Origin of the sequence: Pseudomonas sp. SED1 (genome assembly GCF_034044025.1) — a bacterium.
In the GTDB taxonomy this organism is placed as follows: Bacteria; Pseudomonadota; Gammaproteobacteria; order Pseudomonadales; family Pseudomonadaceae; genus Aquipseudomonas.
Genome location: NZ_JAXCIS010000142.1, coordinates 34551 through 47710, shown reverse-complemented (window position 1 = coordinate 47710; position 13160 = coordinate 34551). Strand labels below are relative to the sequence as shown.

At 59.7% G+C, this 13160-nt stretch carries 12 protein-coding genes; 10 read left to right on the top strand and 2 right to left on the bottom strand.

Translation table 11 applies throughout. The features are described from left to right. Positions 1–413 precede the first annotated feature (413 nt). From SNL23_RS18110 to SNL23_RS18065, 10 genes are all read left to right on the top strand, one after another. The gene (locus SNL23_RS18110) at positions 414–2639 is read left to right on the top strand and encodes an NADP-dependent isocitrate dehydrogenase (protein WP_076016778.1); all 2226 of its coding nucleotides are present in this window, start codon (positions 414–416) and stop codon (positions 2637–2639) included. Positions 2640–2867: 228 nt separating this feature from the next. After that, the gene (locus SNL23_RS18105; RefSeq protein WP_318303005.1) at positions 2868–3314 is read left to right on the top strand and encodes an NUDIX hydrolase; all 447 of its coding nucleotides are present in this window, start codon (positions 2868–2870) and stop codon (positions 3312–3314) included. A gap of 59 nt (positions 3315–3373) precedes the next feature. Beyond that, the gene (gene mnmA, locus SNL23_RS18100) at positions 3374–4498 is read left to right on the top strand and encodes a tRNA 2-thiouridine(34) synthase MnmA (protein ID WP_076016776.1); all 1125 of its coding nucleotides are present in this window, start codon (positions 3374–3376) and stop codon (positions 4496–4498) included. Further along, positions 4495–5118 carry a high frequency lysogenization protein HflD gene (hflD, locus tag SNL23_RS18095; protein ID WP_076016775.1) on the top strand — a complete coding sequence of 208 codons (624 nt, stop codon included), beginning with the start codon at positions 4495–4497 and terminating at the stop codon, positions 5116–5118. The genes mnmA and hflD overlap by 4 nt, the downstream gene beginning before the upstream one ends. Positions 5119–5242: 124 nt before the next feature. Beyond that, positions 5243–6613: an adenylosuccinate lyase gene (gene purB / locus SNL23_RS18090; protein ID WP_076016774.1), complete on the top strand. Its 1371-nt coding sequence runs from the start codon at positions 5243–5245 to the stop codon at positions 6611–6613. Positions 6614–6697: 84 nt separating this feature from the next. Beyond that, positions 6698–7864 carry a ribosomal protein uL16 3-hydroxylase gene (locus SNL23_RS18085; protein ID WP_063031419.1) on the top strand — a complete coding sequence of 389 codons (1167 nt, stop codon included), beginning with the start codon at positions 6698–6700 and terminating at the stop codon, positions 7862–7864. Then, positions 7857–8279, top strand: coding sequence for a GNAT family N-acetyltransferase (locus SNL23_RS18080; RefSeq protein WP_017479509.1), 423 nt, complete (start codon positions 7857–7859; stop codon positions 8277–8279). The genes SNL23_RS18085 and SNL23_RS18080 overlap by 8 nt, the downstream gene beginning before the upstream one ends. A 237-nt stretch (positions 8280–8516) precedes the next feature. Then, entirely contained in the window at positions 8517–9254 is a 738-nt protein-coding gene (locus SNL23_RS18075) for a secretin N-terminal domain-containing protein (protein WP_318303004.1), read from the top strand. Between the two features lie 494 nt (positions 9255–9748). After that, positions 9749–11074, top strand: a complete 1326-nt coding sequence (gene aceA, locus SNL23_RS18070; RefSeq protein ID WP_003219577.1) for an isocitrate lyase — start codon at positions 9749–9751, stop codon at positions 11072–11074. A gap of 252 nt (positions 11075–11326) precedes the next feature. Beyond that, the gene (locus tag SNL23_RS18065) at positions 11327–11866 is read left to right on the top strand and encodes a DUF1523 family protein (RefSeq protein WP_318303002.1); all 540 of its coding nucleotides are present in this window, start codon (positions 11327–11329) and stop codon (positions 11864–11866) included. Positions 11867–11943: 77 nt separating this feature from the next. Here SNL23_RS18065 and SNL23_RS18060 read toward each other — a convergent pair whose 3' ends face one another. Both SNL23_RS18060 and SNL23_RS18055 read right to left on the bottom strand, forming a co-directional pair. Continuing rightward, the gene (locus SNL23_RS18060; RefSeq protein ID WP_076016770.1) at positions 11944–12522 is read right to left on the bottom strand and encodes a TerD family protein; all 579 of its coding nucleotides are present in this window, start codon (positions 12520–12522) and stop codon (positions 11944–11946) included. 30 nt (positions 12523–12552) lie between these two features. Beyond that, positions 12553–13128 carry a TerD family protein gene (locus tag SNL23_RS18055; RefSeq protein ID WP_076016769.1) on the bottom strand — a complete coding sequence of 192 codons (576 nt, stop codon included), beginning with the start codon at positions 13126–13128 and terminating at the stop codon, positions 12553–12555. Between the last annotated feature and the right edge of the window lie 32 nt (positions 13129–13160).

The window sequence follows — 13160 nt, the reverse complement described above, 5'->3', positions numbered from 1 at the left end:
CACATTTGCGTCGAAAACAGCACATTTAGTGGCCTACAAGCTTGAAAGCAAAGGGAAAAGCGCCAATCTTGAGCACACTATGCGACTTTGGGCGTAACCCGCTGCCTGCGACCTTTAGACCAATGGACGACACACCTTTTGTATGAAGGCTCGGCGTAAGCATAGCGACCTATGTATAATGCCGCCGCTGACCAAAGAGTCACGACGGCCGACCGCTCTACATTGATGCCCTCCGCCCGAAAAGCCGGACTATTACAATAGTCCACCCGCTTGACGCTCGACTGATGCAACCCAACATCACCGCGAAGAAACTTCGACATTTCGCTCATGGATGACTTTGAACGAACGCGCTTTACCCGGCGCATCTCGAGTTTCTGCGCATGCTTTCAGCAAAGAAGAGAGTTAATCCGAATATGCCCACCCGCTCGAAGATCATCTACACCTTCACCGACGAAGCCCCAGCCCTCGCCACCTATTCACTGCTGCCTATCGTAGAGGCCTTCACCGCTTCCGCTGATATTGCCGTGGAAACCCGCGACATTTCCCTGGCCGCGCGCATCCTCGCAAGCTTCCCCGAGCAACTGGGCGCCAAGGCTGTGCCGGACCACCTCGCCGAACTGGGCGACCTGGCCGTAACCCCTGAAGCCAACATCATCAAGCTGCCGAACATCAGCGCTTCGACCCCTCAGCTGCAGGCCGCCATCAAGGAACTGCAAGCCCAGGGCTTCGACCTGCCGGACTACCCGGAAACCGTAACCACCGACGCGGAAAAAGAAACCCGTGCACGTTACGACAAGGTCAAGGGCAGCGCCGTGAACCCGGTACTGCGCGAAGGCAACTCCGATCGCCGCGCACCGCTGTCGGTCAAGAACTACGCACGCAAGCACCCGCACAAAATGGGCGCCTGGGCTGCCGACTCCAAGTCCCACGTTGCCCACATGAGCAACGGCGACTTCTACGGCAGCGAGAAAGCCGTACAGATCGAAGGCGCTGATGCCGTCAAGATCGAACTGATCGCCAAGGACGGTACCGCTACCGTCCTGAAAGAAAAAACCAGCGTACAAGCTGGCGAGATCATCGACAGCGCCGTGCTGAGCAAGAAAGCCCTGCGCAGCTTCATCGCCGCTGAAATCGAAGACGCCAAGAAACAAGGCGTACTGCTGTCGGTTCACCTGAAAGCCACCATGATGAAGGTCTCCGACCCGATCATGTTCGGCCAGATCGTTGCCGAGTTCTATAAAGACGCACTGGCCAAGCACGCTGTTGTGCTGGAGCAGACCGGCTTCAACCTGAACAACGGCATCGGCGACCTGTACGCTCGCATCAAGGCCCTGCCTGGCGATCAGCAAGCGCAGATCGAAGCTGACATCCAGGCGGTGTACGCCGCTCGCCCTTCCCTGGCGATGGTCAACTCCGACAAAGGCATCACCAACCTGCACGTGCCGAGCGACGTCATCGTCGACGCCTCGATGCCTGCCATGATCCGTGACTCCGGCAAGATGTGGGGCACCGACGGCCAGCTGCACGACACCAAAGCTGTGATCCCGGATCGCTGCTACGCGACCATCTACCAGGCAGTCATCGAAGACTGCAAGGCCAACGGCGCCTTCGACCCCACCACCATGGGCAGCGTGCCAAACGTTGGCCTGATGGCGAAAAAAGCCGAAGAGTACGGCTCCCACGACAAGACCTTCCAGATCAAGGCTGACGGCGTAGTCCGCGTCACCGACAGCAAGGGCAACCTCCTGATGGAACAGGCTGTTGAAGCCGGCGACATCTTCCGCATGTGCCAGACCAAAGACGCGCCGATCCAGGACTGGGTCAAACTGGCCGTCAACCGTGCCCGCGCCAGCAACACCCCGGCCATCTTCTGGCTGGACCCACAGCGCGCACACGACGGCGTCGTGGTCGAGAAAGTTCAGGCTTACCTGAAAGACCACAACACCGAAGGCCTGGACATCCGCATCATGGCGCCGGTCGACGCGATGAAGTTCACCCTGGAGCGCACCCGCAAGGGCCTGGACACCATCTCGGTGACCGGCAACGTACTGCGCGACTACCTGACTGACCTGTTCCCGATCATGGAACTGGGCACCAGCGCCAAGATGCTGTCGATCGTGCCGCTGATGAACGGTGGCGGCCTGTTCGAAACCGGCGCCGGCGGTTCGGCTCCGAAGCACGTACAGCAACTGGTTGAAGAAAACTTCCTGCGCTGGGATTCCCTGGGCGAGTTCCTGGCCCTGGCAGCGTCCCTCGAGCATTTGGGTGTGAACTACAACAACCCGAAAGCCCTGGTGCTGTCCAAGACCCTGGACCAGGCCACCGGCCAGTTCCTCGACAACAACAAGTCGCCATCGCGCAAAGTCGGCAACATCGACAACCGCGGCAGCCACTTCTACCTGGCGCTGTACTGGGCTCAAGCCCTGGCCGCCCAGACCGAAGACACTGCACTGCAAGCGCAGTTTGGCGAACTGGCCAAGACCCTGGCTGCGAACGAGGCAACCATCGTTGCCGAGCTCAACGCCGTCCAGGGCAAGCCAGTGGACATCGGTGGCTACTACGCGCCGAACGCCGAGCTGACCAGCAAGGCCATGCGCCCAAGCAACACCCTCAACGCGGCAATCGCTGCGCTGGTGTAAGGTTGTAAGGATGCAAAGAAGCCCCGGCCCTGTGCCGGGGTTTCTGTTTCTGGACATGGCGCTTTTATTGAAGAAACCCAATCAAAATGTGGGAGCGGGCTTGCTCGCGAATGCGGTGGATCAGTCAATACCTCTTTAACTGACACGCCGTATTCGCGAGCAAGCCCGCTCCCACACTGAATGCAATCGCACCTGAAGACGCCGTTACACCTTGAATCGAGGCACTTTATGACCTGGCTACCTCACATCACCGTCGCCACCATCGTCGAAGACAACGGCCGCTTCCTGATGGTCGAAGAACTCAAGGGCGGCCGCGCCGTGCTGAACCAGCCCGCCGGGCACCTTGATCCGAACGAAACCCTGACCGAGGCCGCCGTGCGCGAAACCCTCGAAGAAACCGGCTGGGACGTCGAAGCCACCGGGATTGTCGGGATTTACCTGTACACCGCTCCCAGCAATGGCGTGACCTATCAGCGCGTGTGCTTCATCGCCAAGGCCCTGAAACACCACCCGGACTACCAACTGGACGACGGCATCCTGCGCGCCCGCTGGCTGACCCGTGACGAATTGATGGCCGTGCGCGAAGACTGGCGCAGCGAGCTGATTATCCGCTGTATCGACGATTATCTGGCCGGCCAACGCCACAGCCTCGAATTGATCCGCCCTTCTCTTTAGCCTTGCAGACGCGAGCCTGCTAGAATCGCGTCCTTTTTAAAGACTCCCGTTGAAATCCTATGCGTGATCCAGCCCCTTCTGACACACAAAAGAAGCGCGTCATCGTCGGTATGTCCGGCGGCGTGGATTCTTCCGTTTCCGCCGTTCTGCTCATGGAGCAGGGTTATGAGGTGGAAGGCCTGTTCATGAAGAACTGGGAAGAAGACGATGGAACGGAATATTGCACCGCCATGGACGACCTGGCGGATGCCCAGGCCGTCTGTGACAAAATCGGCATCAAGCTGCACACCGCCAACTTCGCCGCCGAGTACTGGGACAACGTGTTCGAGCACTTCCTGGCCGAATACAAGGCCGGTCGTACGCCGAACCCGGACATCCTGTGTAACCGCGAGATCAAGTTCAAGGCGTTCCTCGACTACGCGATGATCCTCGGTGCCGACCTGATCGCCACTGGCCACTACGTGCGCCGTCGCGACATCGATGGCCGCACCGAACTGCTCAAGGGCCTGGACGCCAACAAGGACCAGAGCTACTTCCTGCACGCCGTCGGCGGCGAACAGATCGCCAAGACCCTGTTCCCGGTGGGCGAGCTGGAAAAGCCCGAAGTGCGCGCAATTGCGGAAAAACACGGCTTGGCCACCGCCAAGAAGAAAGACTCCACCGGGATCTGCTTTATCGGCGAGCGCCGTTTCAGCGACTTCCTCAAGCAATACCTGCCGGCGCAACCGGGCGAGATCAAGACCACCGAAGGCGAAATCATCGGCCGTCACCACGGCCTGATGTACCACACCATCGGCCAGCGCCAGGGCCTGGGCATCGGCGGCCTGAAAGACGCGGGTGAAGAGCCGTGGTACGTGCTGGTCAAGGACCTGGAACACAACGAACTGATCGTGGGCCAGGGCAATGACCACCCATGGCTGTTCTCCCGCGCCCTGCTCGCTTCGGACATCTACTGGGTCAACCCGGTGGACCTCAGCAGCCCGCGCCGCCTGACCGCCAAGGTTCGCTATCGCCAGAGCGACCAACCCTGCACCCTGGAAAAAACCGCCACCGGCTATCGCGCCACCTTCGACGACCCGCAGCGCGCCGTAACGCCGGGCCAATCGGTAGTGTTCTACGACGGAGAGATTTGCCTGGGGGGCGGCGTGATCGAAGTTGCCGAACCCTGGAGCAGCAAGGCATGAGCCCGACCCAGGAGCAATTGACGGCACTGGGCGGCGTGTTTCTCGCCGCGGTGCTGGTGGACAAGATCGCCAAGACCGGCCAGGTCACCGAGGCAGGCCTGACCTGCATGCTCGGCAGCCTGCTGATCCGCGACCCGAAGGACACCCTGGAAGTGTACGGCGGCGACGACCTGGCCCTGCGTGAAGGTTATCGCGCGCTGGTCGGCGCCCTCGAGCGCGACCCGAGCACCTTGCAGCGCGAGCCACTGCGCTACGCCCTGTCGATGCTCGGCCTGGAGCGCCAATTGGCCAAGCGCGACGACTTGCTGGAAACCATCGGCAAGCGCCTGCCGCAGATTCAGTCCCAGGTCGAACATTTCGGCCCGGCCCACGAAAATGTGATCGCTGCCTGTGGCGCGCTGTATCAGGACACCCTGAGCACTTTGCGCCAGCGGATCCAGGTGCACGGCGACATGCGCAACCTGCAACAACCGAACAACGCCTCGAAAATCCGCGCGCTGCTGCTGGCCGGTATTCGTTCGGCGCGGTTGTGGCGCCAGTTGGGCGGTCATCGCTGGCAACTGGTCGTCAGCCGTCGCAAATTGCTGAAAGAGCTTTACCCGTTGATGCGCAACGAATAAGTCGCAGCAACCGATTTTTTTATAGCCCCACGCGTAATACGCCGGTCAGTTGGCAACGGACCGGCGGATTTTTTCATGTATGATACGCGCCCCATTTCGTTGCCCGACTGTCCGAGAACACCCCATGCAGCTTTCTTCGCTCACTGCGGTTTCCCCTGTTGACGGCCGCTACGCCGGCAAAACCCAGGCCCTGCGCCCTATTTTCAGCGAATACGGCTTGATCCGTGCTCGTGTTCTGGTTGAAGTGCGCTGGCTCCAGCGCCTGGCCGCTCACCCTGGCATCAGCGAAGTGCCGGCGTTCTCCGCCGAAGCCAACGCGGTGCTGAACGCCCTGGCGGAAAACTTCGCTCTGGAGCACGCCGAGCGTGTCAAAGAGATCGAGCGCACCACCAACCACGACGTTAAAGCCATCGAGTACCTGCTCAAAGAGCAAGCGGCCAAGCTGCCGGAACTGGCCAAAGTCAGCGAGTTCATCCACTTTGCCTGCACCAGCGAGGACATCAACAACCTGTCCCACGCCCTGATGCTGCGCGAAGGCCGTGATGACGTGATGCTGCCACTGATGCGCCAGACTGCCGAAGCCATCCGCGAACTGGCTATCCGTTTCGCCGACGTACCGATGCTGTCGCGCACCCACGGCCAGCCGGCTTCGCCGACCACTTTGGGTAAAGAACTGGCCAACGTGGTGTACCGCCTGGAGCGCCAGATCGCTCAAGTGGCCGCCGTGCCGCTGCTGGGCAAGATCAACGGCGCCGTAGGCAACTACAACGCCCACCTGTCGGCCTACCCTGAGATCGACTGGGAAGAAAACGCCCGCGCCTTCATCGAAGACGAGCTGGGCCTGGGCTTCAACCCGTACACCACGCAGATCGAACCTCACGACTACATCGCCGAGCTGTTCGACGCGATTGCGCGCTTCAATACCATCCTGATCGACTTCGATCGCGATATCTGGGGCTACATCTCCCTGGGCTACTTCAAGCAACGCACCATCGCCGGTGAAATCGGTTCGTCGACCATGCCGCACAAGGTCAACCCGATCGACTTCGAAAACTCCGAAGGCAACCTCGGTATCGCCAACGCCCTGTTCCAGCACCTGGCCAGCAAGTTGCCGATCTCCCGCTGGCAGCGCGACCTGACCGACTCCACCGTACTGCGCAACCTCGGCGTGGGCTTTGCCCACAGCGTGATCGCGTACGAAGCCAGCCTCAAAGGCATCAGCAAGCTTGAGCTCAACGCGCAGAAGATCGCCGCTGACCTGGACGCTTGCTGGGAAGTCCTGGCCGAGCCGATCCAGACCGTGATGCGCCGCTACAACATCGAAAACCCGTACGAGAAGCTCAAAGAGCTGACCCGCGGCAAGGGCATCACCTCTGAAGCGTTGCAAACTTTCATCGACGGCCTGGACATGCCAGCCGCCGCCAAGGCTGAGCTGAAACTGCTCACCCCGGCTAACTACATCGGCAACGCTGTGGCCCAAGCCAAACGCATCTGATAGCTGCTTGACCCTTTGAGACGCCCGGCAGCGCCGGGCGTTTTTATTCCCGTCTGAAAAGTGCTTTTTTTCAATAGGTTACACATGAATCCTGATATTCCTCTTCAACTTCTGGGCGGCATCACGGCACGCGAGTTCCTGCGCGACTACTGGCAGAAAAAACCGCTGCTGATCCGCCAGGCCATTCCTGATTTCGAAAGCCCGATCGACGCCGACGAACTGGCCGGCCTGGCGCTGGAAGAAGAAGTCGAGTCGCGCCTGATCATCGAACACGGCGAGCGCCCGTGGGAGTTGCGTCGCGGCCCGTTCGCCGAAGATGCCTTCAGCACCCTGCCCGAGCGTGAGTGGACCCTGCTGGTGCAGGCCGTCGACCAGTTCGTGCCGGAAGTGGCTGAACTGCTGGAAAACTTCCGTTTCCTGCCGAGCTGGCGCATCGATGACGTGATGATCAGCTACGCCGCCCCGGGTGGCAGCGTGGGCCCGCACTTCGACAACTACGACGTGTTCCTGCTGCAAGGTTCCGGCAAGCGCAACTGGAAGATCGGCCAGATGTGCAACTCCGAAAGCCCGCTGCTGCAGCACGCCGACCTGCGCATCCTCGCAGAATTCGAAGAAACCGCCGAATGGGTACTGGAACCGGGCGACATGCTCTACCTGCCGCCACGCCTGGCCCACTGCGGTGTTGCCGTGGATGATTGCATGACTTACTCCGTAGGCTTCCGCGCCCCGAGCGCGGCTGAAGTGCTGACCCACTTCACCGACTTCCTCAGCCAGTACCTGACTGACGAAGAGCGCTACACCGACGCCGACGCCCAGCCGGTCAGCGACCCGCACCAGATCCAGGCCGACGCCCTCGACCGCCTGAAAAGCCTGCTGGCCGAGCACATGAGCGACGAGCGCATGCTGCTGACCTGGTTTGGCCAGTTCATGACCGAGCCGCGCTACCCGGAACTGGTCGCCGGCCCGGAAGTGGAAGAAGAAGACCTGCTGGGCAGCCTGCAAGACGGCGCCGTGCTGATCCGCAACCCAAGCGCACGCCTGGCCTGGTCCGAAGTGGACGACGACCTGCTGCTGTTCGCCAGCGGCCAGAGCCGCCTGTTGCCGGGCAAGCTGCGGGAACTGCTGAAGCTGGTCTGCGCTGCCGACGCATTGCACATCGACAACCTCGGCCCATGGCTGGCGGATGAAGATGGCTGCGCCCTGCTGTGGGAACTGGTCAAGCAAGGGAGCCTGGGGTTTGCCGATGAATAAGATTCACGTAAGTGTCGCGGACTGGCAAAAGGATATCGCCGAGATACGGCGCATTCGTGAAGCGGTATTTATCGCTGAACAATCGGTTCCACCGGAGCTGGAATGGGATGCTGACGACGCGGGCGCCGTGCATTTCCTGGCGTTCGAAGGCGACTTCCCCATCGGTACTGCACGCCTATTGCCTACCGGCGAGATCGGGCGTGTGTCAGTCCTCAAGGACTGGCGCGGCCTGAAGGTCGGCGACAAGCTGATGGAAGCAGTGATCGGCGAGGCCGAGAAACGCGGCCAGACCCGGCAGATCCTCAGCGCACAGGTCCACGCAGCGCCGTTTTATGAGCGCCTGGGCTTCAAGATTGTCAGCGATGAGTTCCTGGAAGTCGGGATTCCTCACGTTGATATGGTGCGCGAGGGCTGATCCGAGACCGAGTCGCGCCCTTCGCGAGCAAGCCCGCTCCCACATTCGATCCAGTACATCCTTGGAATGCGATCACATGTGGGAGCGGGCTTGCTCGCGAAGGCGCCAACAGCAACACCTCAAAAGGCCCTGCCATCCACCGATGCCAGGGCCTTTTGCCGTCCAGGATTCAACTTGCACCCCGCCAGGCCGACAAACTGGCACTATCAAGCCTAATGACTCGCAGAGATAACGGACATGTCCCTACGCACCCTGCTCACTACTTTGCTCCTGGCCACCAGCTTCTCGGTGATGGCTGCCACCGAAGTCGTACCCCTGAGCAACCGCACCAGCGCCGACCTGTTGCCCGTCGCGCAGAACTTTATCGGCAAGGACGGTACCGTCAGCGCCTACGGCAACCAACTGATCGTGAATGCCGAACCCGACAAGATCCAGGGCCTGCGCGCCTTGCTTGCGCAACTGGACACGCCTTCCAAACGCCTGCTGATCACCGTCGACACCAACGAGAACAACCAGCAAAGCAACGGCAACAATCAAACTCAGGTCATCACCTACAGCACCGACAGCCGCGACGGCGGGATCCAGCAGATCCAGGCCAGCGAAGGCGTGCCTGCGCTGATCCAGGTCGGCCAGAGCGTGCCGCTCACCACCACCCAGCCTGATGCCTACGGCCGCCCGCAGAACCAGACGCAGTATCGCAACGTGACCCAGGGCTTCTACGTCACCGCCAGCGTCACCGGTGAGACCGTTCACCTGAGCATCAGTACCAATCGTGACCGCATGAGCCAGGAACGTCCCGATGTAGTGAACGTGCAAAGTACCGACACAACTGTCAGCGGACGCTTGGGCGAGTGGATCACCCTGGCCGGGGTCAATCGCCAGACGCAGGCCGACAAAACCACTACAACCCGCAGCTACTCTACTCAGGGGCGCGATGACCTGACCTTGCGGGTCAAAGTCGACACCCTGAACTGAAGCACCAAAAACTGACTGGCAAGTCGTATTAGACTAAAGATGTAGTGCTTGAAAAAAAGCACTACAAAACATTTGACGATCCAAAAAAGCATGGGCATGATGGCCTCGCTCCCGCTAATCAGGGGCCCTGGCAAGGGCCTTCGGATCGTCGCTCTAAGCTACCTACCTGAGCCGATTCGTGTCTGTACCGCCCACAAGGTGTGTTTGACGAGGTTGCGACTGGAACGAAGTTGTCCCGAGGGACGGAAGCTAACCAGGTAACCCGGCAACACACTGATGGATCGTACAAAGGCCCACGACGCCTGAAGACCGTTCGCAGTTCGCCCCTACCTGCTCAACTCCCCCGCTCGATACTCGTTCATCCCGTCGCCTTCCCCGCCAAGCCTGACTTGACCGCCTAAGCTTCTGGTCAGCGAGCAGCCATTCCCACGCAACGATTGCGCGGCTGGCAAATGGAATTTTCCACCTAGACCTATGCGACGAGGTTTTTCCCCATGGCACTGACACGCGAACAGCAAATTGCAGCCCTTGAAAAAGATTGGGCTGAAAACCCACGCTGGAAAGGCGTGACCCGCGCTTATTCCGCTGCTGACGTCGTCCGCCTGCGTGGCTCGGTTCAACCTGAGCACACTTTTGCAAAACTCGGCGCCGAGAAGCTGTGGAAGCTGGTCACCCAGGGTGCCAAGCCGTCCTTCCGCCCAGAGAAAGATTTCGTCAACTGCATGGGCGCCCTGACCGGCGGCCAAGCGGTTCAACAGGTAAAAGCCGGCATCCAGGCGATCTACCTGTCCGGCTGGCAAGTGGCAGCGGACAACAACTCCGCTGAATCCATGTACCCCGACCAATCGCTGTACCCGGTGGACTCCGTGCCAACCGTGGTCAAGCGCATCAACAACTCGTTCCGCCGCGCCGACCAGATCCAGTGGAAAGCCGGTAAAGGCCCGGGCGACGAAGGCTACATCGACTACTTCGCACCGATCGTTGCAGACGCTGAGGCAGGTTTCGGCGGCGTTCTGAACGCCTACGAGCTGATGAAGAGCATGATCGAGGCGGGTGCTGCCGGCGTTCACTTCGAAGACCAACTGGCTTCGGTGAAGAAATGCGGCCACATGGGCGGCAAGGTACTGGTTCCAACCCAGGAAGCTGTTCAAAAGCTGACGGCTGCTCGTCTGGCTGCTGACGTTGCTGGCACTCCGACCATCATCCTGGCCCGTACCGATGCCAACGCGGCTGACTTGCTGACCTCGGATTGCGACCCGTACGACCAGCCGTTCGTGACTGGCGAACGTACCCAGGAAGGCTTCTATAAAGTGCGCGCCGGTCTCGACCAGGCGATCGCTCGCGGCCTGGCCTACGCGCCGTACGCCGACCTGATCTGGTGCGAAACTGCCAAGCCGGACCTGGACGAAGCTCGCCGCTTTGCCGAAGCCATCAAGAAGGAATACCCGGACCAACTGCTGTCCTACAACTGCTCGCCTTCTTTCAACTGGAAGAAGAACCTGGACGACGCGACCATCGCCAAGTTCCAGCGTGAACTGTCTGCCATGGGCTACAAACACCAATTCATCACCCTGGCCGGCATTCACAACATGTGGCACAGCATGTTCAACCTGGCGCACGACTACGCCCGCAACGACATGACCGCCTACGTGAAGCTGCAGGAGCAGGAATTCGCTGACGCCGCCAAGGGTTACACCTTTGTGGCGCACCAGCAGGAAGTGGGCACCGGCTACTTCGACGACATGACCACCGTGATCCAGGGCGGCACTTCGTCCGTGACTGCGCTGACCGGTTCGACCGAAGAAGAGCAGTTCCACTAAGTACTGAGTACACGGCCACTGCGGCCCCAAGGAAGACCTAACCGCAGTGCCGCACGATCTGACGCCCCGACTGGTTCGGGGCGTTTTTTTTTGCAACAGTTTTATCCTGCACGCTACTACCGCCGTCAAACGGCACTGGACAGGCAGATACGCCACTCTGCGCGCCCTGCAACGCTGAGTGACGACCAACTAAACATGCCCTCTGGCGAAGAAAACGGGCAAAATTGCCACCTTATAAAATGGAGTGAAGGTATGAAGTTGCTCAAAGGCGTAATTCTGGGTGCAGTGCTGCTTATCGTCAGCGCCGGCGCACTGGGGCTTTTCTACGTCCTCCCCCAACACGAGGTGGTACTGATCACCGGAGGCGAGGTCAAGCGGGTCGACCACGATGGCGTGATCAATGCCGAGAACCCGGCTGATGGCCCGACCCGAGACGTTTACTTCATCAACACCGAGCACCCTGACACCAAAGACGTCATGGTCTACCGCAATGAAGACACCGGCTGGTCGTTCCCCTGGTATTTCAAGTTCGATTCTGCGGACATCCAGGCCAAGGCCCAGGGTTACTCTCGCAACGCTGAACAACTGGCGCTCATCCGGTACTACGGGTGGCGCATCAAGATATTGTCGGTGTTCCCGAACGTCACCGATATCGAAGCTACCAACAGCCGTGAAGAACCCTTCCCGCTGTTCAATACGGTGTTGCTGGGCATCATCGCGCTGGTGCTTATTGTTGTCGCGGTGTTCATCAAACGCCGCCTGAAGCGGCGTCGTCAGACTGTCGTAAGTTGACCCCAGCCCTGATTGCTTAAACGGCAGACATGAAAAAGCCCCGCTCGAAAGACGGGGCTTTTTTTTAACCCAATGGGTTAGCCAATGCTAACGCCATGGGCTTCAGCCAGAGGCTTCAAGCCGCCAGCAAAACCCTGACCGATCGCCTTGAACTTGAACTCTTCGCCGCTGCGATAAAGCTCGCCGAAGATCATCGCAGTTTCAGTCGAAGCGTCTTCGCTCAGGTCGAAACGCGCCAGCTCTTTACCATCAGCCTTGTTCACCACACGAATGAAGCTGTTGGCAACCTGACCGAAGGTCTGTTTGCGGGCTTCGGAGTCGTGGATGGTGACAGCAAATACCAGCTTCTTCACCAGCGGGGCCAGGGAAGTCAGTTTTACGGTCACTTGTTCATCGTCGCCTTCGCCGGCACCGGAGCGGTTATCGCCCATGTGCTCGACGGAACCGTCAGCCGACTTCTTGTTGTTGTAGAAAATGAAGCTGTTGTCGTCGAGCACCTTGCCGTTTTCACCTACGACGAAAACCGATGCATCGAGGTCGAACTCGGTGCCGTCCGTGACACGAGGGTCCCAGCCCAGACCTACAACTACTTCGGTCAACCCGGGGGCTTCTTTGGACAGCGATACGTTGCCGCCTTTGGAAAGACTTACAGCCATGATTAATTTCCTTGTTCTGGACGTGGAGGGTTAGAAGCTCATGCCGTACGAGTTGGCCACTGCTTTCAGGCCACCTGCGAAGCCCGAACCAACGGCGCGGAATTTCCACTCGCCGTTGTTACGGTAAAGCTCGGCAAAGATCATCGCGGTTTCGGTAGAGGCATCTTCAGCCAGGTCATAACGAACAATCTCAGCACCGCTGATCTCGTTTACGACGCGAATGAACGAGCCGCCGACCTGACCGAAATTCTGCTTACGAGCGTCTGCATCGTGAATCGTAACGGTGAACGCGATCTTGTCGATATCCGCAGGAACGCGGCTCAGATCAACTTTCAGTACTTCATCATCGCCATCGCCGGCACCGGTGCGGTTGTCGCCAGTGTGCTCGATGGAACCGTCAGCGCTTTTGAGCTGGTTGTAGAAAATAAAGTCGGCGTCGCTGCGTACTTTGCCGTTGGCACCCAGCAGGAATGCGCTGGCGTCCAAGTCAAACTCAGTCCCGTCAGTCGCGCGAGGATCCCAGCCCAGACCGATCAGAATCTTGGTCAGTGTCGGGTCGGTCTTCGAAAGAGACAGGTTGCCGCCTTTTTGAAGGGTCAGTGCCATGAGTACAACTCCTTGTGGGTAATCTGTTTGAA

Coding starts and splice junctions, on each gene's coding strand:
- SNL23_RS18085 (WP_063031419.1), top strand. CDS start 6,698: ATGAATCCTGATATTCCTCTTCAACTTCTGGGCGGCATCACGGCACGC.
- aceA (WP_003219577.1), top strand. CDS start 9,749: ATGGCACTGACACGCGAACAGCAAATTGCAGCCCTTGAAAAAGATTGG.
- SNL23_RS18055 (WP_076016769.1), bottom strand. CDS start 13,128: ATGGCACTGACCCTTCAAAAAGGCGGCAACCTGTCTCTTTCGAAGACC.
- purB (WP_076016774.1), top strand. CDS start 5,243: ATGCAGCTTTCTTCGCTCACTGCGGTTTCCCCTGTTGACGGCCGCTAC.
- SNL23_RS18080 (WP_017479509.1), top strand. CDS start 7,857: ATGAATAAGATTCACGTAAGTGTCGCGGACTGGCAAAAGGATATCGCC.
- SNL23_RS18065 (WP_318303002.1), top strand. CDS start 11,327: ATGAAGTTGCTCAAAGGCGTAATTCTGGGTGCAGTGCTGCTTATCGTC.
- SNL23_RS18075 (WP_318303004.1), top strand. CDS start 8,517: ATGTCCCTACGCACCCTGCTCACTACTTTGCTCCTGGCCACCAGCTTC.
- SNL23_RS18060 (WP_076016770.1), bottom strand. CDS start 12,522: ATGGCTGTAAGTCTTTCCAAAGGCGGCAACGTATCGCTGTCCAAAGAA.
- SNL23_RS18110 (WP_076016778.1), top strand. CDS start 414: ATGCCCACCCGCTCGAAGATCATCTACACCTTCACCGACGAAGCCCCA.
- SNL23_RS18105 (WP_318303005.1), top strand. CDS start 2,868: ATGACCTGGCTACCTCACATCACCGTCGCCACCATCGTCGAAGACAAC.
- hflD (WP_076016775.1), top strand. CDS start 4,495: ATGAGCCCGACCCAGGAGCAATTGACGGCACTGGGCGGCGTGTTTCTC.
- mnmA (WP_076016776.1), top strand. CDS start 3,374: ATGCGTGATCCAGCCCCTTCTGACACACAAAAGAAGCGCGTCATCGTC.